Below are 22,433 nucleotides of genomic sequence, written 5' to 3'. Positions count from 1 at the left end.
ATTGATGTCGGATCATTCCGAAAGTAAAAAGCTGCCTGGGCAGGTAAGCCGCCGCGGCTTTTTAAAAAGCGGTGTAGCTGCAGCAGCCATGGGTGTAATGGGAGCGGTCGCAGCTCCATCGAAGATAGCAAATGCGGCTGTAAGTAACTTTGGCTTAGACTATACGCCGGCAAAGGGACAATGGTCAAAACTGCGTCCTACTGTCAACTATGGCGGCGCTTCGGTAAGTTTTGCCGAGCATAACGACCAGTGGTTGGGAACAAGCAAGATTGTGGGGCCGATTCAGAGATCAAGTGAATACGACTCAGGTTTTACTTTGGCGCTTAGAGGGTTACTCGGAGAGAAGGCCAGATGGGGATTTCTTACCCAGACCAAGCGATATCCGCTTACAGATGGAATTGGCTGGGCAATAGCGACGGTTAGCCCGGATGAGATTTGTATCGGTGTCCCGAATGCCGAGAAACTTCCGATACCCGATCCGGAACAAATGTCCCAGCATATGAAAGATGTTGCGTATTATCTCAGGGCAGATGAAGTCGGTATCGGCAATATGCCGTCCTATGCTTATTATGGATTTAAGCAGGTTCCGCCCCAGGGGCTGTTCCCCGCGGGTATCGTTCCGCCGGATACGCCGATTCACCAGATCCCGAACACAGAACCGGATTTGCCCTATGTTATTACGTTTGCTGTGGAACAGCATTTGGAAACTTATCTAGCCTCGACCGGCTATGACGGAATATCCGTATCCCAGTCATTCCGGTGTTATCATGCCGTAGCAAATATTGCGGTCATTATGGCGCGGTACATTCGGAGTCTAGGTTATAATGCCAGGGCGCATCACTTTGGCAACTACGATCTGGCCGTTCCGCCGGCGCTTATCGCTTCCGGAATGGGTGAGCTCAGCCGTACGGGAGACTGCGTTGCTCATCCCAGAATGGGATTCCGCAACAAATGCGGCGCAGTCACAACCGATCTGCCGCTCGTGCCCGATAAACCCATTGATTTCGGATTGCTGGATTTCTGCCGGGTTTGTAATAAATGTGCGGACAATTGTCCGGCCGGTGCCATTACCCATGATAAAGATCCTGTTGTACAAAACGGTTATCTGCGCTGGAACAGTGATATGAAGAAATGCGCGACCTTCCGGGCCGGAAATGACGAAGGTGTCAATTGCGGCCGATGTGTAAAAGTCTGCCCGTGGAATTCCAAGGAAGACTCCTGGTTCCACGAAGCAGGCTTGTGGATCGGCAGCAAAGGCGAGACCGCCTCAGCATTGCTTAAGAAAATTGATGATATGTTCGGTTACGGTACAGAAGAGATTACCCAATATAAGTGGTGGCTGGAATGGCCCGAGCTTTATAAAATCAATATTCCCAGTTAATTGAATTAACTTAATTTCTAAGTATTACTAAGAGGCACGTTACTGAACGTGCCTCTTAATAATATTTAATCTAATAGTAGAAAGAATTATCTTTTTCTGAGTGTCGAATACCTGATCAGAGGAAATATTAAAAGTGTAAAACTTGAGGTTTTAGTTATATGTTAAATTAAAATAGCAAAAATAATTGTATAATAAATTTAAGTATAATGTAAAATATATGCATTGAATTTGCATTGCTTTTTAAGTACGGTATTTGGTTAATGTGTTCTTCCTGGCGCGGACTAGATTCAATTGTTACGTTTTTAATTGTTTTTTGGTGTAGAATTTAGTTGCGGGACGTACATCTGTTATTACAAGAGGGATTTAGTGGGTGGCAAAATAAATCCTGGGCTGGTAATGGTGGTGAATAATTGGAAGGAGGAAGCGTATGCAATACGATTATGGAAGATGCGAGGGGGCAAGGGCTATTCCTGACACTTTCTATCCGATTGAAAAACTGAGGGATTTCACGCATATAGGAGTAGTAAAAACCTATGCTAAGGACAGTAATGTAATCTTACCGGGAGGTAAGGATTATATGCTGGTTTATGTGCTTTCCGGAAGGATAAGTTTGAACCTGATGACGGAAGACGGCAGGGAAAGAGTGATTTATTTTTCAGGAGAAAATGGAATTTTAGGTCGTTTGTATAAGATGGAAAATGAAAATGATACTTATGCGGTTGCCATAGAAGATTCTAAAGTATGTCTTTTTTTCGAAGAGCACCTCAGAATTATTTTCCGTCAAGATGAAGACATGATCTTTGAAGTGCTTAGAAATTGTCTTTCCAAAGTAAGTTATTATATGAGACAAACGATAGAAAGAGACTTTTACAATCCAACGATTAGAATCTTAAGATTGCTGCATGGACTTTATCTTACCAATGGAATATCGGTAGGAGATTCTTACGAAATACGTATGGACTTATCATTGCAATTTATCTCTGAGATAACAGGAGCACATTATGTTACAGTCTCCAAAGTATTAAAGTATTTAAAGGAGCAAAAAATTATTGAAAAGAAAAAAGACAAAATAATTATTCATGATCTGGAAAAACTTAAAGAATTAACCCATGAGAAGCATATTTATAAATATATTTATTAGAATTAAGTTTGACAATTCATTTTGTACAAATTATTTTTTGAATTCCATTTCATTAGAGAAATGGAGTATTTTTTTGTATTATTTTAAATTACCTGTGTCTCTATTCAATTTTCTAGTCAACAGTTTAAAACAAAAAAATATTTTGAAGATGTATAGTTTTAGTTATACAACTAAACTTCACTCAAAATTATTAAATACAATGTACCTATAGTCATAAAAATGACTGAATTATCAAAAGGGAGGTGAAAATGATGGGTACATTCTTAATTTTTTTAGCGGGCGTATTATTCTTAGCGGGTATTTTATTTATTAAACCTCGTGCTAAACGTGAACAAATGTGGAAAACAGTAGTTAATTGGGCCTTGTTTGTTATCTGGTATGGGATTACCTGGATGGGGGTTTCCTTTATCTACATTAACGCATCGGTTGGACATGTCAAAGCCACAAGCACAGCAATATTCCTGTTTCTGGGGATATCTGTGGTTCTTGCCGTTGTTCAGGCCCGCCTGCTGGGATTCATTGGTGTGAAAAAAGCGGGGAATACAGGTGAATTACAAGCTTGATAGGATGTGAAAATATGGTGATTAATGAACAAGAGAAAAAGTTTCAGCTAAGTCGCAGGAATTTTCTCAAAGCTGGCGTTGCAGCCTCTGCGATGGGAGTGATTGGAGCGATAAAAGCTCCTGCCAAAGTAGCTAACGCAGCCGGAGCAAGTCTGAAGTATACTGCTGCAGCAAAGGGACAATGGTCCAAACTTCATCCTGAGCATGACTATGGCAGTGCGACAGTACATTTTGCGGAAAATAATGATCAGTGGTTAGGTACTACAAAAATTGTCGGAAAAGTTAAGAACTTCAGCGAAGCTGATATGGGATTCAATTTGGCTACCAGGGGGTTGCTTCCTAATAAAAAGACACAAGCGGCGTCTTTGAGTTTCTTTTTCAGGCATCCTTTTGGAGCGGCAATAGCCAATGCAGGCATGTTCATTGCTCCGCCCGCTGCGGTTGAAGGAAAGTCGTCTCCCAAAAAACTGGAGATCCCTGATCCGGAACAAATGTCCCAGCATATTAAAGATGCCGCCTATTTTTTGCGCGCTGATGAAGTCGGTATCGGCAAGATGCCAGAATATGCTTATTATTCCCAGAAACTTACGGATAAGGCTGGTTTGATGACCAAACCTGTAGAAGAATGTGTCATACCGGTAACAGAACGCTTGCCTTACGTCATCGTCGTGATGGTTGACCAAAATCTTCAAACCATGTTGGGATCCACTGGGTATGACGGAATCAGCGGTGCAATGTCTATGAAGAGTTATCATGCAACCGGTAATATAGCAGTTATCTTAGCCACTTATATCCGGAGCCTTGGATATAATGCCAGGGCAAATCATGCTTTCAATTATAACGCGGTTATGCCACCGGCAGTAATTTCAGCTGGGTTGGGGGAGCTTTCCCGTACCGGTGACTGTTCAATTCATCCCCGCTTGGGGTTCCGGCATAAAGTTGCTGCTGTTACTACTGATTTACCGCTGGCGCCCGACAAACCGATTGACTTTGGACTGCAGGATTTCTGCAGGGTCTGTAAAAAATGTGCTGAAAACTGTCCCAACCAATCCATTACGTATGATTCGGATCTTGTGGAGTATAACGGATACCTGCGTTGGAACAGCGATATGAAAAAATGTGCAGAATTCAGGATACTTAACGAAGACGGAGTGTCCTGCGGACGGTGCATGAAAGTCTGCCCCTGGAACTCCAAGGAGGATTCCTGGTTCCACCAGGCTGGAACCTGGATTGGAAGTAAAAATGAAGCTTCCGCAAAATTGCTGAAAACAATTGACGATATGTTTGGGTACGGCACAGAAAGCATCGATAAATACAGATGGTGGCTGGAGTGGCCGGAGATGTACAAGTATCCGGCGGTTGCTCAAGCGCCACAGACGCATTAATAATTAAAGGTTCTCTGTTAAATGTTGGGGCATCCCCCTAAACAAGAGTAATTCTAAATTGATGTAATGCTGGTAATAGCCCTTACAGACTATTATCAGCATTTTTATAAATTTTGCTGCGGGTGGCACCATGCCGTTAGTATCTGGCCTAATTAACCTATCATACTAGAGAATGCGGGATCTGAATAACCATTTGTATAAGGAATGCTCTTTCTTAAATCATTTTTTGTGCTTAACATCAGGAACAGTTAGATGGTTTTTAGGAGCTTTTGGTGGACGAATATTGACACTAACTCTACAAACAATTATTATTTACTTTAGGATATATTGAATAATACTTTATATCTTGCGATAATCTATAAACAGGGGTTTCTTAATATTTTTGTGAGTTTATACTAATCATATAAAATGGAGGAGATAAAAATGCAATTGATTTTTGGAATGATTACCCCAACTGTAGCTGTAATAGGTTTGGTCATCGCTCTAATCGTATTTGGACCAGGAAAGCTGCCCCAATTAGGAAAAGCTTTAGGCGGAGGTATCAAGGAATTCAGGAGTGCTTCTGAGGGCGAAAAGGAAGAGAGTGAAACAATAAAAGAGGCATAGGCATAACGCAATAAAGTATTATTCAAATGCAAATAGAGGATAAGTTCAGCATGTACCATAAAAAGAGCTTTAAGATACTTTTATTTCTGTTGATTATTATCGGTATATCGTCTTGGCAAGGTTATGAGTATTATCAACGTAATGTTAATTATCAAGAAACCAAATTGTTTTTTGACACAGAAGTATATGTTGAGGCTCATGGCTGGGGAGCAAAGAAGGCAGTAACAGAAGCTCTCGGCATTATGGAAGAAATAGATTCCAAGCTTAATAAGTTCTCGCCTGATAGTGAGGTATACGCCATCAATATTCATGCAGGAGAACAACCTGTCGCGGTATCGGAGTTAACGTTTGATGTTATTGAACAGTCCTTGAAAATTGCGGATTTGAGCAATGGCGCTTTTGATCCGACCATTAGTCCCTTAGTTAAATTGTGGGGATTTGGAGAGAACGGCATTCAGAAATCTGTACCTCCACAGGAACAGATTGCCGAAACCATTCATTTTGTTGATTACAAGAAAGTAATATTGAATAAAGAACAAAGGACCGTTTTTTTAGTTGAGAAGGGGATGAGCTTAGACCTCGGAGCGATTGCCAAAGGTTATGCCGTAAGCAAAGCGCTAGATGCTTTTAAGGATCGTAATATTCCATCAGGGATGGTATCGGCAGGCGGAAATATTTATGCCATAGGCAAAAAAGACGGAGGAACGCCTTGGCACATTGGAATTCGAGATCCTTTAAACAAAGGACAGATCATTGGCTATGTTGAGTTGGAGAATCTCACAATCGATACATCAGGCAACTATGAACGATTTTTTACTGTTGATGGAATACAATACAGTCATATTCTTGATCCTCGTACTGGGTATCCTTCAAAAGAGGTCAGTGGTTGTACTGTCGTCACGGAGAATCCGATAATGGCGGATGCTTTGGCTACAGCAGCTTTCGTATTAGGTCCTGAAAAGGGCTTGCAATTAATCGAAAAGAATAACGCATGGGGCCTGATCATTGATACTGACGGCAAGATGGTATTATCTGCCAAAATGAAAGAAATGTTTAAACCAGAGACTCCTGAGTAACCGTATTTGGAAAAATTAGTTTTAATTAGATCAGGAAAAGGAAGGGGTTTGTACTGTGCAACGTAGGAAGAAGCAAAGTGACGAAATGTCTTTCTTTAGCCACTTTAAAGAAATGCGCAAAGTGCTTTTATTTTCTGTATATGCGATCGCCATCGGAGCAATAGTGGGATGGGCGTTCAGTGATTATGCATTTCGTTTCCTGGCTATACCAATGTCCGGTCTCAGTGAGGTGCATTTCATTACGACAACACCGATGGAACCATTAATGGTTAAATTAAAAGTATCACTCATTGCGGGTGTAGTTGTGGCTTTGCCAATCATCATATGGCAGTTATGGAGTTTTATCCTGCCGGCTTTGAAATCTAATGAACGAAAATACCTCTATTTCATCTTTCCTTCATCTCTTCTTCTCTTTTTTGCAGGCGCAGCCTTTGTTATTTTATTTGTGCTGCCTCTCTGCTTAAAGATCTTACTCTTTGCAGGGATAGGGGCAATCGATACAACGCCATTTGTCACCAAGTCTTCCTATATTAATTTTGTTTTCACTTTGGCACTTAGCTTTGGGTTATTTTTCCAATTGCCCGTTGTATTGATACTGTTAATCCGAATAGGCATCATATCTCCTCAGGCTCTCGCAAAATATAGGAAATGGGCCTTTTTTGTGATTGTGATATTGGCTGTTGTTCTTTCTCCAACACCCGATCTGATGACCCAGGTTTTGATCATCGGTCCGATGTATCTTCTCTATGAAATCAGTATTTGGGTAGGCTATATTGTAGTAAGAAGAAGAACAAAAATGCTGAAGCGAGAAGAGGAAGAGGTGATTTAAATGGGTTTAACAGAAATTGCATTAATCTTATTTGTCGCCTTGATTCTTTTTGGCCCCGATGATTTGCCCGTAATTGCAAAAACAATTGGAAAATTGGTTAGACAAGGTCGCAAGATGATGAACGAATTGACAAGAGAATTTTCAAATACGATTAGTATGCAGAGTGACACGATAATGGACAGCTTAAAGGATACATCTCCCAAAGAAAAGGTTTCCCAAGAAGAGCCTAAACAAAAGGAAGACACGAATGTGTTACAGAACAATGATGAAGAAGCAGAGAAAAAAGCTGAGGATAATGGGGTCGCTGTAAAACATGATGAAACCAATGAAGTCGACCCTATGTGAAGGATAATTTAAAAGGCATGATGCACTTAGAAGATGATTTCTGTCTTGCGCGGGGGTCATCTTTTTATGATTTAGCTCAATTATGAGCGCATAGTGGTATAATTGATTTATGGAAGAATGGCAAAACCATCGAAAAATACTCCATATCGATATGGATGCTTTCTATGCTGCGGTAGAACAGAGAGATCATCCAGCCTTACTCGGAAAGCCTGTTATCGTGGGCGGCAAGCCAAACAGCCGGGGTGTTGTTTCTGCTGCTTCTTATGAGGCCCGTAAATTTGGCATTCATTCTGCGATGCCCATGACCGAGGCCTTCAGACGCTGTCCGCAGGCCGCATTTCTCCCTGTCAATATGCAAAAATATCAGGAAGCCTCAGACCGGATACACGAAATATTTTTGTCCTACACGCCGCTCGTCGAGCCTTTGTCCCTTGATGAAGCTTTTTTGGACGTTACGCGATCAACGGCTCTTTTTGGATTTGCCCAAGATATTGCCGTGCTGATCAAACAACGTATCCGGCAGGAACTTGGCCTGACGGCTTCAGTGGGTTTGGCCCCCAATAAATTCCTCGCCAAGATTGCTTCCGATCTGCAAAAGCCGGACGGCTTTGTCGTTGTCCCTCCGGATAAAGTACAGGAGTTTCTCGATCCTCTGGCAGTGGAAAGGGTGTGGGGGGTCGGCATCAAAACGGCGGAACAGCTGCATGAGCTTCGGGTCAGAACAGTGAAAGATCTGCGTGCTTTGGATGAAAGTGCTCTCTCGAAACGATTCGGTGTCATGGGCAAACAGCTTTACGAACTCGCCCGAGGTATTGACAATCGCTCCGTAGAAACCGACAGAATGGCGAAATCCGTTGGCAGGGAGACGACATTCCCATCAGATATTGCTGATGTCGACGTACTTGAAAAAGAGCTGCTGAAGCTTGCGGTGGATGTGGGAAGACGCCTGCGCAAACATGCGCTGAGAGCGAAAACAATTACGCTGAAAGCACGTTATCCGGATTTCAGAACCCTGTCGCGTTCCAGCACCCTCCCTCAGGCCACAGATCTGGATGATCTGATCTACCACGAAGCCTGTTCGCTCTTACGCGAGCTCTCCATGAATCAGCCGCTTAGGCTAATTGGAATCACCTTGAATAACTTAACGGATCAAACTGAGCAACTGACGTTGTTTGATGAACCTCAAAAAGATATGGGAAACCTGACAAAAGTGATCGATCAAGTCAACGCGAAATATGGAAAGAACAGTATCACAAGGGCACGATTACTATAATGAAGCGTGAGGAACGAGAAAGTTAGCAGGAGGTACGCAATGGAAAGGGTCTTGATCAGAACAAATCGTTTAACCAAAAGGTATGGTTCAGTGCCGGTTGTCAATGATCTAAACCTGGAGGTAAGAAGCGGGGAGATTTTCGGTTTCTTGGGACCGAACGGTGCCGGTAAAACAACAACGATTAAAATGCTTACCGGATTGCTGGATCCTAGCGAGGGAGAGATCTCCATCTGTGATTACGATATCCGCAGGCAGCCCACTCAGGCCAAAGCCTTAATGGCTTATGTACCGGACCAGCCAAAATTGTATAACAAACTGTCAGCCCGTGAATTTTTGCACCTTATTTCAGCCCTGTACCGAGTCCCAAAAGGCATTGCCAAAGAGCGGGCTGAGCAGCTCTTAGGAATGTTCGGTCTCATGGAGCGCGCGGATGAGCTGTTAGAGGGCTACTCTCACGGTATGAGACAAAAGGTTGTTCTGGCGGGGGCCTTAATTCATCAGCCCAAGGTGATTCTTTTGGATGAGCCGACTGTGGGTCTTGACCCGGCCAGCGCACGCCTCCTCAAAGATATTCTTCAGGAAATGGCCCGGCAGGGTGCCGCGGTATTTGTTTCGACCCATATTCTTGAGATTGCCGAGAGAATGTGCCACCGGGTCGGTATTCTGAAAGATGGCATGCTGATCGCGCAGGGCAGCCCTGAAGAACTCCGGCAAAAAGTTGGAAACGGTGGGGAAAGCCTGGAAGATATTTTCCTGGAACTTACCGGAGTCCGTGAGAATGCTGAATTAATCAAAAGCCTGGAGGAGGAATAAACGGTGAAAATGATCATACCGCCGCCTCTGGATACCCCGCCTGCGGAAAAGTCGTTTGTTCAGGATTTTGTCCTGCTGCTAACAAATCAGCTGCGGGTGACACTTAACACGCTAAAACATCAACGGAAGAGAACTTTCATCGGAATGGGTATCCTGATGATTGTGTTTTTGAGTTTTCTGATTTCCATGGGGGCCATATCCTATGGGATGTTGAAATCGATGCAGCCTGAGACCGTCCAGGGTTTTCTCTCCCTGTTCTTTCTGATGGGACTGGCCAGCCAGATATTCTTTGGTCTTACGGCAGCTTTTGCAGCGCTGTATATGTCTGAAGATTTGGAACTCCTTTTCATGGCACCGGTTCCTCTGCGGGTCGTTTTTGCCGTGAAAACAGTCTCTGTACTTGTGAGCAATCTTTTAGTTGCGTTCTTGTTTGTTTTTTTGCCGGGGGTGTTCTGCGGTCTGCTTTTTGAGGCCAAAGCATCCTATTATCTTCTTGTTTTTCTGTCAGGCTGCGGTTTATGGCTTAGCGGGACAGCGCTGGCCGAACTGCTGAACCTTTTGGTTATGCGTATTGTTCCGCCTCACAGGAGCAAAGAAGCCGTCGGACTCATGGGAGGGCTGGCAGGTGTCTTGATCGCGTTAGTATTTCAGATTCCGGGAATGATGCTGGGAAGCCAAGGTAACTTGGATATTGGGGCCATGCTGGCAGGCAAAGAGCAGCTGATCCACGTCATGAATTTTTTCCCGTGGGGATGGGTTTCACTTGCTTTAACCAGCGGAATAACCGATAGCTTTGCCGCTGGGCTGGGATGGAGCCTTCTGGTCCTTATTTTCAGTGCGTTTCTTTTTTTGATTGCCTTGATTCTTTTGGAACGGGGATTCCGACAGGGCTTCATTTCCATCAGCCAGGGAGATGGCGGAAGACGGCGCAAAAGACGTTCAGTTTCCAGCGTTGATACGACGAACCGCCAACAGGAAAAGATCTTCTTCGGGACTGTTGGCCAGGAGCAGGAAACAGTAGTCTTGCTGGCCTCGACGTGGGCAGGCATGTGGGCCGTGGCCAAAAAAGATCTGCTGACCTTGAAAAGGGATACCAGAGAATGGTTTAGCTATTTGATCCCACTGATCATTATGGCCTTCTTTGTGGTTCAGTTTCTGTTCAATGCTTCGGCATCGAGTGTATCCAGCTTGGTAATGGTTCTTATCATGTACACGATTATGTTCAGCGGCAATTTGGCCTTGCAGGCATTTGGCAGGGAAGGGGAGTCTGACTGGCTGCTAAATAGTGTTCCCTTGGCAGGGTGGCCTGTCGTCTGGGGGAAATTAACTGCAGCTGTGCTTCCAACGTTACTATTGATGGAGGCTCTTCTGGTTGGCACTTCATTGGCAGTCGGAGTTTCAACGAGCTTAACGCTTATCCTGGCGCTGGCGGCGATTTTCTTAAGCCTGGGTTCCAGTGCCATCGGGCTGTATTATTCCATCAAGAACTGCCGCTATAATCCGGACAAGCCACAAATGCGGATATCGCCAAGTGCTTCGCTAATGATGTATCTGATCAATTTTTGTTTCATCCTTATTCTGGGTTTAAGTCTATGCTATTTATTCCCTCCTGCTGAGTTGGTCTCAGCGCTTCAGATGCTTCCGCCGGTCACCTTCGAATGGAATGTACAGTCAGGACTGCTCAGTGGATTGTATTTTCTCAGCCGTCCGTTATTTTGGCCCGTTCTGTTCAGGACTTTACTCGGAATTCTGTTGACCGGCGGGCTGTGGTTACTTATTTTCTTCGGATTTATGACTGCGACAGTCCGGCAAAGCCGCAAAGGTTTCCGGGTGGAGCTCGTGACGACCAGCAGCAAGAACCGGCTCAGGTAATCAACAAGCATGAAAAGTAAATGACCCTAATACCCAGGGCTTAAAGTCAGAAACCTGTGCGACAACCTGACAATATTGTTCCATTAATTGCTGATTATCTAATTTGTAGGTATGCAGGCTGAGATCATTTCGGCGAATATAAGCAAAATTGTATTTATCAATCGCATAAATTTTGATGCCGTTTTTGGTACAGTCTGCACCAAATTGTTCGTCCGCAATATTGGCATCAATAAACTGTACTTTTTCAAAAATATTTTTTTTCATAAAAAGGGTACAGCCGATAAGATAGTCAACATAGCTGTTTTCTCTGCCAGGATGCAAAAGCGCCAGGATTCTTTGCTCTTCAAAAAAGACGAAGTGCGTTTTCTTTCCGAAAACACCCGCCTCGCTGGAAGGCGCTATTTTCATAAAATCATTCAAGTATTCTGGAGCATAATAATCGTCATGATCAAAATTAGCGATGTAAGGATAATGGGTCTGCCTGACAGCATAATTTAAACACGTTCCTGCCGAGCAGCTTTCAGGCAGCTGAATGATCCTTACATGAGGATGCAATTCCGCCCTCTTGTAAAAATCGGAAAGATTAATACCAGGGCCATTCAGGATGATAATAAGTTCCTTGACAGGGTAGGTTTGTCTGGCATAATTCGCGAAGATATTGTCCAGGTAAAAAGGGAAGTGCGTACAGGTAATAATGGATATGCCATCCGGCTTTGTCATTGGTGGCTCCCAAATTGAATGATTCTATTTGATATTTGTTCGATTATTTGATTACACATATTGTTCAATGACTGATACTCTGTCTCTCATTTGTTTTTCAAAGTCAAAGATCTCTCTGAATTTTGCCTGTCCGCACGCCGACATACTGTATAACTTTTCGGGGCTTTGGTAATATTCCATGATACTTTCAGCAATCTTGCCGGCATCAGCGTGGATAATAAAAAGGTCCTTTTTGTGTTCAAAATGGTCGTTCATATTCAGTTCGTCGGTACAGAAAACAGCAACGTTGTGCAAAGCAGCATCGATGCAGCAGCCTGTAGGGAAGCCGTCAAAGTTCTTACCCGGTATCAGGACAAAAGGAAGATTCGGTGAAACGATCATGTCCATTCCGGAAAAGAATTGTGGGAAAAAGCTTTTATCTCTAAGACCATAAAATACGATCCGACTGCCCAACTCACTGACATCAATTTCATCCCGGTCAAAATTGCCGACGACATGGAACCTGATATCCTCTGTTATTGAAGCGAGCTTTTTGCACATCTCGATAAATATGGGATACCCCTTATCCATTCCTGTTGGCATATATTTGTGAGCCACAAAGCAGATGTCGAGCGTATTTTTATCTTTTCCGTAGAATCGCTTGGGTACGGTCGAGTGGAAATACTCCGGATACGTCACCATCCCATAAATATAGGCAATCTTGTCCGGCGTAACAAAACCGCGGCTGGTAATATAGTCGTACGTCCTCTTCTGCGTAACAATGACTTTTCTCAAAAGAGGGGATTGCAGGACTTTGATCAGCCTGGCATCAATTTCGTCATCATTGATCCAAAATCCCCCTCCGGGATAGAGTTCAAATATAAACGGCGTGTTAAACATTTCATAGACAAAATGAAAAGCAGCGGCGTTACTTAAAAATACCATATAATACAGCGCGTAAGACTGGCCGGTCCAGTCAAACTGGGTAAACGGCTTTACTTTATCCTTATACTGCGGATATACGGCAGCATATTCATGATGATGCATGTCATATCTGGTCGCGTACACTTCACAGTTCGGATACTTCTCCAAATAGTAATTAAATTCAGATATCCTAAAACCCGTCGTCAGATTAGGAAAATAGTCATCGAGAATTGCTATTTTTTTTTGATTGATCATTAATTTTTGTCCTTTCATTCTTCTTAATATTATTCTTTGCAATGCTTTTTTAATTTCTATTTCTCTAGAGTAACGTTGATTTCATTAGCTTCCAGACCAAGTCTCTGTAATGGATAGCCAGCATTGAGCGGAGCATGGAGTGTGAAGCGCCGGATTTACGAATCAATCTACTAGTTGGCATTACTTACATAGAAGTTGAAATTCTCCAGGGCCCAATCCATATGGTAAAGGTGATTCTTGTAGGATTCCGGATCATGAATTGATGCGCAGTATACTGTTCGCTTACCTTCACGAAGTTCCTTGAAGCATTCAAGGTATTTCCATCCGTGGGTCAAGACAAAAGATTCATTCTTATGCTTGGTGTTTCTAAGGTCAAAACAGGTAAGATTTATTCTATTGCAGATGCACCATCGGCTGCCCTCACAGGTCGCACAAGGTACAGTCTGGAGCATATCAATCGGGATGTCGATTGCATATCCTGCTTTAAACGGCGTATATTTATTAATTCTGAGCGACAGTTCGGCATCCCCGTAGCCGTTTTCCTCGGACCAATAGCCGATAAGGTTAATAAGCTCAGGTCTTAGGATCTGGCATTGCCCGGGTACAAAATCAAGGACATTACCGACCTCAGTATGCATTAACTGCAGGTAGCTTACACCGCTTCTCTCTTGAAGGGAAACCTCCGGATAATAGGCTGGATACGGGTGGGCCTTGGACAACCCCAGCAGCCCTACCTCCGGGAAAGTTTTAAATATTTTCATAAACCGGCTTATCCAATCTGGGACATAAAAATACACATCACTTTCGAGGACAATAAAATACTGGTCTGGTTTTCTGCGGGCCAGATTGTAATTAAGCGCGTAAATGGGACCATAATTTACGGGTAGCCTTGTTTTAGATTTGATGCGGCTGTCATTAAGACTTTGAATATAATCCCATGTTCCGTCCTGCGAATTGCTATCAATGATATGGAGTTCAAAATCATCTGTGGTATTGAATAGGGAGTTTAAATTTCTAGCATTTAACCCCAGCCTGTGAAATGTCGAATAGGTGATAAAAGGTGGTGTCATATTTATTCTACCTCCAATTTTTTCCAATAACATCATATGTTGTTCTGTGGACAAGAGGTTACAAAAATTTTCTCAATTTATGTTGCTATAAAAAGCTTGGTATTCGATTTCGGCACCAAGAGAATACAGTATTCATGAAAGGGCGTCGTTTTATCTTCAGCGATTCCCGTGATATAATGCTATTTGGAGAACTCTATTCCATTGATTTTACTCTTCAGATCATTTTACTTAGCGACGGCAAACAGGCTGATGATCAGCCGATCGAAATAAGAACAACGGAGGGATCCGCGTGCAGCAGAATGTGTATATTATCCTGGCCAATGGCCAGGTTTTTAAAGGGAAGCCTTTCGGGGCAGCAGGAGAGGCAGTCGGTGAGATTGTCTTTACTACTGCAATGACCGGATATCTAGAAACCCTGACTGACCCGAGCTATTACGGGCAGATTGTGGTTCAGACGTTCCCTTTGATCGGAAATTATGGGATTATTCCGAACGATTTTGAAAGTGATTCCCCGAAATTGAAAGCCTATGTTGTCCGGGAGTGGTGTCAAGTTCCCTCCAACTTTCGCTGTGAGGGTGAGCTTGACGCTTTTTTAAGAGCACAGAATATTGTCGGGGTTTATGGGGTTGACACCCGGGAACTCACCAAGATCATCCGCGAGGTCGGCGTAATGAACGCCAAAATCACCGCAACCCTGGACAATCTTGAGAAAGATCTGGCTGAAATCAATGCTTATAAAATTACGGACGCGATCCAGACAGTTTCCTGCAGGGAAACAATACCGACCGAGAACACCGATGTAACACGGAAGAGTATCTCATCCATTGAAATAGTCCCAACCAGAGACATAGGTAAGCCCGTTGACGTTGCCACATCTAGAGATGTAGCGACCGCCAAAGAAGTAACCGGCAAATACCGGGTGGTCCTGTGGGATTTCGGAGCGAAGGAAAATATCCGGCGTGAGCTCATTAAACGCGGCTGTGAGGTTATCACGGTGCCTGCTGAGACATCCACCGAAAGTATCCTGGCTTTGCACCCGGACGGGATCATGCTTTCCAACGGACCGGGAGATCCGGCCGACAATAAGGGAATTATCGCAGAACTGAAGAAGCTTTCTGCCTCCGGTCTGCCGATCTTCGGGATATGTCTCGGACATCAGCTGCTGGCGCTGGCGCAGGGTGCCGAAACGTCCAAGCTGAAATACGGGCACCGGGGCGCCAACCAGCCGGTGAAGGATTTGAAAACCGGCAGGGTCTACATTACAAGCCAGAACCATGGCTATGCGGTTGTTGCCAACAGCCTTCCTGCTCATGCCCGCATGCGTTTTGAGAATGCCAATGACGGGACTTGCGAAGGAATTGAATATCTGAATATGCCAGCTTTCTCGGCACAGTTTCATCCGGAAGCTTCGGCAGGACCCTTGGATACCAGCTATTTATTTGATCAATTTATTGATTTGATGAGGAAGGACTGCTCAACATGCCGTTAAATAAAACAATAAAAAAAGTACTGGTCATTGGCTCAGGTCCGATCGTCATCGGGCAGGCTGCTGAATTTGATTACGCGGGGACCCAGGCGTGCAGGGCCTTGAAAGAGGAGGGGCTGGAAGTCGTTCTGATCAACTCCAATCCAGCTACGATCATGACGGATAACGCAATGGCCGATCAAATTTACATCGAGCCGTTAACGCTGGAGACCATCAAAAGAATCATCATCAAGGAAAGACCGGACAGCATTTTATCTACGTTAGGAGGTCAGACCGGTCTGACACTTTCCATGCAGCTTGCCAAAGAAGGATTTCTAGAAAAGCAAGGTGTCAAGCTGTTGGGCGCAAATCCGGTAACCATCGATAAAGCTGAAGACCGGCAGATGTTTAAGGATACCATGGCAGCGATCAGCGAGCCTGTCATCCCTTCTCTGGTCGTGACGGATGTCCCTGCTGCCCTCGCCTTTGCGGAGGAGATCTCCTATCCGGTCATCGTCCGTCCAGCCTTTACGCTGGGTGGAACAGGCGGGGGGATTGCCTATAATGAAATTGAGCTGCAGGAAATTGCGGCCAACGGTCTGAGGCTTTCACCGATTACCCAGGTCCTAATTGAAAAATGTATTTCCGGGTGGAAAGAGATTGAGTTTGAAGTGATGCGGGACCGGGTGGGGAATGTTATTACCGTCTGCAGTATGGAGAATTTCGATCCGGTCGGGGTGCATACCGGGGATAGCATCGTTATCGCGCCGGCCGTTACGCTTTCGGATAAAGAATACCAAATGCTGCGTTCGGCTGCGCTGAATATTATTACAGCCCTGGAAGTGGAAGGCGGCTGCAACTGCCAGTTCGCGCTGCATCCGGACAGCTTTGACTATGCCGTCATTGAGGTGAACCCGAGGGTATCCCGTTCCTCAGCTCTGGCCTCCAAGGCGACGGGGTATCCGATTGCTAAGGTTGCCGCAAAAATTGCGGTCGGCTATACACTCGATGAGATTAAAAACGCCGTTACAGGGAAGACCTATGCCTGTTTTGAACCGGCGCTGGATTATGTCGTGGTGAAACTGCCCAAGTGGCCGTTTGATAAATTTGTTTACGCGAAACGCACACTGGGTACGCAGATGAAAGCAACCGGTGAAGTGATGGCGATCGGCGTGAGCTTTGAGCAGGCCATTATGAAAGCGGTCAGGGGAGCGGAGATTTCCCTGGACAGCTTAAACCTGCCCAAACTCAAGAAACTGACGGATGCCGAGATTGAACAGCTGCTTGCGGTGTGCAACGATGAACGGCTTTTTGTGATATTTGAAGCGTTGCAGAGGGACATTTCTTGCGAATTGATTCATGAGATCACCAAGATTGACCTCTGGTTCTTATACAAACTGGCTCACCTTAAAGCTTTGGAGAAAGAGCTAGCCGTCGGACCTCTAACGCAGGAGCTGTACGAAGAGGCCAAGAAACTTGGGTATCCTGATAAAGTGATTGAACGGCTTTCAGGCTGCAGGATTGAACAGGGGATTGCGCAGGGGATCTATCAGAAACGCTGGGCTTCTTACAAAATGGTCGATACCTGCGCAGCCGAATTTGAGGCGGAGACCCCGTATTTTTACTCGACGTACGATGAAGCCAATGAGGCTGAGCAGTTTATCCAAGCCCGGAATAGCGGCAGGAAAACAATTATTGTCTTTGGATCAGGACCAATCCGAATCGGCCAGGGGATCGAGTTTGACTATGCTTCCGTACATTGTGTGTGGGCGCTGAAAAAAGCAGGCTATGAGGTCGTGATCGTCAACAATAACCCGGAGACCGTATCGACCGATTTTGACACGGCCGACCGCTTGTATTTTGAACCGCTGACCAATGAGGACGTTCTGAATGTGATTCATACGGAGCAGCCCTATGGCGTCGTCGTGGCTTTTGGCGGACAGACGGCCATTAAGCTGACGAAGTTCTTGGAAGCCCAGGGGGTACGGATTCTGGGCACACCGGCCGACAGCATTGATGCGGCCGAAGACAGGGAACGGTTTGACGCTTTGTTGGAACGACTCTCCATTAAACGGCCTCAGGGACATACCGTGATGAACACCGATGAAGCGTTGCAGGCGGCGAATAAGCTCGGCTATCCGGTTCTGATGCGCCCTTCCTATGTGCTTGGCGGACAAAATATGATTATTGCGTTTAGTGATCAGGATATCTGTGAATACATGGACATTATCCTAACTTACAACATCGAAAATCCCGTACTGATCGATAAGTACCTGTCAGGTATTGAAATCGAAGTCGATGCGATCTGTGACGGTGAAGAGATTCTGATCCCCGGGATCATGGAGCATATTGAGCGGGCCGGTATCCATTCCGGTGATTCAATTGCAGTCTATCCCGCCTGGAACTTAAGCGGAGAACTGACGGAACGGGTCATTGACTATTCCAGGAAACTGGCCCTGGCCTTAAACACCCAGGGGCTGGTCAATATTCAGTATGTCGTTCATGCCGGAGAAATCTACGTCATCGAAGTGAATCCGCGTTCCTCAAGGACCATCCCGTATATCAGCAAAGTGACCGGCGTGCCGATGGTTGACCTCGCGACCCGGGCGATGCTTGGCGAAAAACTGACCGATATGAGCTATGGCACAGGGCTGTATAAAACCCCGCCTTATGTCGCGGTTAAGGTTCCGGTGTTTTCGTTTGAAAAACTGATCGACGTCGATGTGCAGCTGGGCCCGGAGATGAAGTCGACGGGCGAGGTGCTGGGTATCGGCAAATCGCTGGCCGAGGCGCTTTATAAGGGACTGGTGGCTGCCGGGTACAAGATGGTGAAGCAGGGTGGCGTTTTAATTACGGTTCGCAACGGCGATAAGCCGGAGATGGTTGATATCGCCAGGAAATACAGCGAGCTGGGCTTTAAACTCTATGCGACCGGCGGAACGGCCAAAGTGCTGGAGCAAGCGGGTCTGCAGGTAATTTCGGTCAAGAAGATTCATGAATCAGAGCATGACAATATCCAAACGCTGCTGGAAAGCGGCAAGATCCATTATATTATTTCGACTTCCGCCAAAGGCAGGCTACCCGGTCTGGACAGTGTCAAAATCCGCCGCAAGGCAGTTGAGACAGCAATTCCGTGCCTGACCTCGCTGGATACCGCCAATGCGTTAGCCAACAGTCTGAAGAGCCGGTATTCCCAGAACAACACGGAGCTTGTGGACATCAACCATATGCGCAGCGAACGGCGGCAGCTTACCTTTACAAAAATGCAGTCCTGCGGCAACGATTATATCTATTTCAACTGCTTCGATCAACAAATCGTCAGCCCGGAATCCCTGAGTGTTTATTTATCTGATAGGCACTATGGTATCGGCGGGGACGGGATCGTGCTGATCTGCCCGTCCGACAAAGCGGATGCGAGGATGCAGATGTTCAATCTGGATGGCAGCGAAGGTAAAATGAGCGGCAATGCGCTTACATGCATCGGGAAATATCTGTACGACAACGAGATCATCGTTAAGGATCGGATTTCGATTGAAACCTTGAGCGGGACTAAAAAACTGAAACTCTATATCCAAAACGGGAAAGTCGATTCGGTCTGCGTGGATATGGGGCCGGCGGAGTTGGAACCTCAGAAGATTCCGGTTAAATTGCCGGGAGAGGTTATCGTGAATCAGCCGGTTACGATTGCCGGTCGCGATTACCGCATCACCTGTGTGTCCATGGGGAATCCGCATAGTGTGCTTTTTGTGGAGAACCAGGAAAGCATTCAGATGGATATTGAAGGACCGGCCTTCGAATATTCTCCGTTATTTCCGGAAAGAGTCAATGTGGAATTCGTCACGATGATTGACCGAAATACCCTCAAAATGAGGGTCTGGGAACGTGGCAACGGCGAAACGCTTGCGGCCGGTACCAGCGCCTGCGCGGCTGTCGTTGCTGCAGTGCTGAACGGTTTCTGCCAAAAAGACCAGCATATTCTGGTGAAGCTAAAAGGCGGCGACCTGGTTGTTAAATATACGGATGAGACGGTCTATATGACAGGAAAACCGGAAAAGGTATTCGAAGGAAGCGTAGAGATTTAATTAACGATACAATATCAATTGTAATTGATATTGCATTATAATTTATTCACCCATCATCCCGGTTTGGACGATCATAGCATCGACCACGATTTCTACTTCCGCTGTAAGAAAAGCTTTCCGCCAGTCCGATCCTAGCGTCTGCCATGCTGAGAGGTTAGTATGATGGAGTTTTTCTGTAAAACCAAGAAAATCTGAATTGTATTCCTTGGCTTTATCAACTGCCTGCGTGGAAAGATCCCGCAGCCTGTCTTCGATAATATTATGGGCTGAGCAATTCAAAGCAGATTCTGAACATTTACGCTGCTGCCACTAACGTCCGCTTGTGGATCTGTGCAAGTCTGGTTTTCCCTGAGGGTCATCTCAGCCTCTGTTTAAAAATTCGGCTGTTTTAAGATTAATTACACTAGTGTAGTCAAATCTCAAAAACGGCAATTTTTAATCATATCCTCAGACACGGCCTTAATGACATCCTTCCATAGATTGACCGGTTCCTTCTTAAGCTCCGCCTGCACTGTCTCAGCTAACCGGGTTTGGCTGTCGCCGCAGCGCTCTTTAACTTGCCGGACTGCTTGCGTAACCTGATCAGCATAGTGGTTTTGTTCCAATATTTCCGCTGCAAGCTTTTGGCCGAGTTTATCCTGAAGGCTGTGATCCAGGCTCTCCAGCATGGTACTTTCGGGCGGTATCACTTTGCCTTTATCGTAAAGCCTGATTTTTCCCTCCAGCCAGGCAAGAAACTGCGGCGTACTCATGGCGTTCAGTTCCACTCTGTAGTCCTGCAGCCAGCTCTCCCACTCGGGATCAATATAGCTGGCCACGCCCTTCTTGCGGCCTGTTTTTCCTGCCTTTTCGATTTCCAGCCCCATGCTGACGGCTTCTTCCGGGTCCAGCCCCAGATTGATGATCTTCACTTTTCTGCCGGGCCTGGCTTTGGTTTCATTTTGCAGGGTATCATAGATCGTCGTGCCATATGCGTCCGCGTCATGAATGCAGAAAAAAGTAATCTCTTCCTCCGAATTCTCTCCGAGCGCATCAAGCAAATCCTTGACCGCTCCACTAGCATAACCTTTGCTGGTGAGTAAAGCCATATCATATTTCTCCGGGATTTTCTTTTCTTTGAGCACATTGAAGAAGCCTTCTTTTTCAATATACAGGATTTTATTGAACGTCCAAACGGGCTTCTGATAGTTTTCCACCGCGATCGTGCCGATGGAAATATCCTGGCCTGAGTGGGGATGGTACAGCGTCCCCCGCTCATCCCGGTACATTAGCGGAATGTCACCGTGCTGTGCTTCATAACTGCTGATCAATTCCGTGCAGAAATAGGCGTAATCCGGTTCTTTGCCACTTTCTTTGATCACATACGGCCGGACGGCATAATAAAGCTGACGCAGGCTGAAACGGTATTCGCCGTTGCCGCTGGCTTTAGCAATGGCTTGTTGCAGGCATGCCGCCACGACTTCTTTTTGGGATTTCTTTCGTTCCACCACATCGCCCGGCAGGGATTTTTGGGCTCTACTGACCGCCTTTTGAATGCTTTCTGCCATGGTGTCGCTGATGATCGAGAGATCCGGTTCTTTCCCATCTGTCACAACCGGGATATAGGGCGTTATGATATTGATCAGAATAACGGCAGGTTTGGCTTTCACACATAGGATTAAACCGCAGCCGAAAATACTGAGCAAATTTTTATTGTGGTAAATATTGACATTGCCGGTCACAGGGGATTTATTGAGCAGTACCGTTATATGGGGCGTATCGGAGGGTATCGCGTACACTTCAAGGACAAACGCTATTTCCGCGTCGTGTTCCCCTTTGACGGTCCTGGCCTTAAAGGTGCCGGCTGATTTACAATAGCCGCTGTACCCATCCAGCTTGCCGATCCGCCCCAGCCTCTCGGGACTGACATTTTTAACCGCTGCTCGGAGCTCAGCCAAAAGCGCTTCCGTCTCATCGAACTCCAAGGCTGCGGCAGACGTCTTGGTATATTCTGCGGCTATCTTCCCGGCTTTCCCACCGGTACAACCGTCGAACTGCGTGATTAGTTCCCGGACCGATCCGCTATAGGACTGAAACAATTCAAAAAAGTTTTCACTGGTATACCAATAGGGCGAGGTCTTTCCCCGGTAGGTTTCACCTTGGGCATATTCCATTGCCAGGCTTGCCCAGCTTGAATCGATAGGCATTTCGCCCAGAGTAAATCTAATTTTTGTCCCGGCTTCGTCATAATCGCTTAAGCTTTCCGGGAAGGCTGTACCGTCATTTTGAAAATGGATTTTATAATTTTTGCCTCGGGTTGAAACATAGAGTTCGCCGCCCGACGCCACTACCGCCCCGGCTACCACGCGCAGACCGTTACCCAATGCCCCCCGGGTTGGCAGTCTTAAATACTTGGAGGACCGTAGCGGCCTGTTGATGGAAAACAGTTCCGGATCGAGGCCGCTGCCGTGATCCTTAACATAAAAAAAACCGCCCTCATAACCGATTTCACAATCGCCGCCCAGATCCAGCGCATTATCCGTGAGTTCCTTGCAAACCAGCCTGGACAATTTACTTCTCGGCACCCCCGCTTTTTGGGGCAAGGTTTCCATATTTCTGAATAATTTCCAGTCTTCCCGTTCAAAAAACATGCTCTGCATTCATCCTCCTGAAAC

18 protein-coding genes are annotated in these 22,433 nt (G+C 45.7%); 13 read left to right on the top strand and 5 right to left on the bottom strand.

What is annotated here, in order from left to right; translation table 11 throughout:
* Positions 1–4: 4 nt before the first annotated feature.
* The 11 genes from A7D23_RS08065 (at position 5) to A7D23_RS08015 (ending at position 11,284) form a co-directional block, all read left to right on the top strand.
* Positions 5–1,381, top strand: a complete 1,377-nt coding sequence (locus A7D23_RS08065) for a reductive dehalogenase (protein WP_019225050.1) — start codon at positions 5–7, stop codon at positions 1,379–1,381.
* 427 nt (positions 1,382–1,808) lie between these two features.
* A complete protein-coding gene (locus A7D23_RS08060; RefSeq protein WP_019225051.1) occupies positions 1,809–2,522 on the top strand; it encodes a Crp/Fnr family transcriptional regulator in 714 nt (237 codons plus the stop codon).
* Between the two features lie 251 nt (positions 2,523–2,773).
* Complete coding sequence (locus A7D23_RS08055) at positions 2,774–3,085, top strand: hypothetical protein (RefSeq protein WP_025205310.1); 312 nt, start codon at positions 2,774–2,776, stop codon at positions 3,083–3,085.
* Between the two features lie 17 nt (positions 3,086–3,102).
* A complete protein-coding gene (locus tag A7D23_RS08050; RefSeq protein ID WP_025205311.1) occupies positions 3,103–4,470 on the top strand; it encodes a reductive dehalogenase in 1,368 nt (455 codons plus the stop codon).
* A 423-nt stretch (positions 4,471–4,893) separates the two neighbouring features.
* Complete coding sequence (locus tag A7D23_RS08045; protein ID WP_019225054.1) at positions 4,894–5,076, top strand: twin-arginine translocase TatA/TatE family subunit; 183 nt, start codon at positions 4,894–4,896, stop codon at positions 5,074–5,076.
* Between the two features lie 50 nt (positions 5,077–5,126).
* Entirely contained in the window at positions 5,127–6,152 is a 1,026-nt protein-coding gene (locus A7D23_RS08040) for an FAD:protein FMN transferase (RefSeq protein ID WP_019225055.1), read from the top strand.
* Positions 6,153–6,207: 55 nt separating this feature from the next.
* Complete coding sequence (gene tatC, locus A7D23_RS08035; RefSeq protein ID WP_019225056.1) at positions 6,208–6,981, top strand: twin-arginine translocase subunit TatC; 774 nt, start codon at positions 6,208–6,210, stop codon at positions 6,979–6,981.
* Positions 6,982–7,326, top strand: a complete 345-nt coding sequence (locus A7D23_RS08030) for a twin-arginine translocase TatA/TatE family subunit (protein WP_019225057.1) — start codon at positions 6,982–6,984, stop codon at positions 7,324–7,326.
* 109 nt (positions 7,327–7,435) lie between these two features.
* Positions 7,436–8,599, top strand: a complete 1,164-nt coding sequence (gene dinB / locus A7D23_RS08025) for a DNA polymerase IV (RefSeq protein ID WP_025205312.1) — start codon at positions 7,436–7,438, stop codon at positions 8,597–8,599.
* A gap of 39 nt (positions 8,600–8,638) precedes the next feature.
* A complete protein-coding gene (locus A7D23_RS08020) occupies positions 8,639–9,412 on the top strand; it encodes an ABC transporter ATP-binding protein (protein ID WP_025205313.1) in 774 nt (257 codons plus the stop codon).
* 3 nt (positions 9,413–9,415) lie between these two features.
* A complete protein-coding gene (locus tag A7D23_RS08015; RefSeq protein WP_025205314.1) occupies positions 9,416–11,284 on the top strand; it encodes a hypothetical protein in 1,869 nt (622 codons plus the stop codon).
* On the opposite strand, the gene A7D23_RS08010 is transcribed toward A7D23_RS08015, so the two are convergent.
* From A7D23_RS08010 to A7D23_RS08000, 3 genes are all read right to left on the bottom strand, one after another.
* Positions 11,285–12,004: a glycosyltransferase gene (locus A7D23_RS08010; RefSeq protein WP_025205315.1), complete on the bottom strand. Its 720-nt coding sequence runs from the start codon at positions 12,002–12,004 to the stop codon at positions 11,285–11,287.
* 51 nt (positions 12,005–12,055) lie between these two features.
* A complete protein-coding gene (locus A7D23_RS08005; RefSeq protein ID WP_242837036.1) occupies positions 12,056–13,162 on the bottom strand; it encodes an LPS biosynthesis protein RfbU in 1,107 nt (368 codons plus the stop codon).
* Between the two features lie 170 nt (positions 13,163–13,332).
* Complete coding sequence (locus A7D23_RS08000) at positions 13,333–14,232, bottom strand: glycosyltransferase family A protein (RefSeq protein WP_025205317.1); 900 nt, start codon at positions 14,230–14,232, stop codon at positions 13,333–13,335.
* A gap of 289 nt (positions 14,233–14,521) precedes the next feature.
* On the opposite strand from A7D23_RS08000, the gene A7D23_RS07995 reads away from it, so the two are divergent.
* Positions 14,522–15,721: a carbamoyl phosphate synthase small subunit gene (locus A7D23_RS07995; RefSeq protein ID WP_025205318.1), complete on the top strand. Its 1,200-nt coding sequence runs from the start codon at positions 14,522–14,524 to the stop codon at positions 15,719–15,721.
* The gene (gene carB, locus A7D23_RS07990) at positions 15,712–19,779 is read left to right on the top strand and encodes a carbamoyl-phosphate synthase large subunit (protein ID WP_025205319.1); all 4,068 of its coding nucleotides are present in this window, start codon (positions 15,712–15,714) and stop codon (positions 19,777–19,779) included. The genes A7D23_RS07995 and carB overlap by 10 nt, the downstream gene beginning before the upstream one ends.
* A gap of 42 nt (positions 19,780–19,821) precedes the next feature.
* Here carB and A7D23_RS07985 read toward each other — a convergent pair whose 3' ends face one another.
* Both A7D23_RS07985 and A7D23_RS07980 read right to left on the bottom strand, forming a co-directional pair.
* The gene (locus tag A7D23_RS07985; protein ID WP_025205320.1) at positions 19,822–20,058 is read right to left on the bottom strand and encodes a Ger(x)C family spore germination C-terminal domain-containing protein; all 237 of its coding nucleotides are present in this window, start codon (positions 20,056–20,058) and stop codon (positions 19,822–19,824) included.
* Positions 20,059–20,198: 140 nt separating this feature from the next.
* Positions 20,199–22,418 carry a hypothetical protein gene (locus tag A7D23_RS07980; RefSeq protein ID WP_038603134.1) on the bottom strand — a complete coding sequence of 740 codons (2,220 nt, stop codon included), beginning with the start codon at positions 22,416–22,418 and terminating at the stop codon, positions 20,199–20,201.
* Positions 22,419–22,433: the final 15 nt, after the last annotated feature.

Origin of the sequence: Dehalobacter sp. TeCB1 (genome assembly GCF_001707455.1) — a bacterium.
Lineage (GTDB): Bacteria > Bacillota > Desulfitobacteriia > Desulfitobacteriales > Syntrophobotulaceae > Dehalobacter > Dehalobacter restrictus.
Note: the sequence above shows the minus strand (reverse complement) of the source record. Positions and strands in the feature narration are given on the sequence as shown.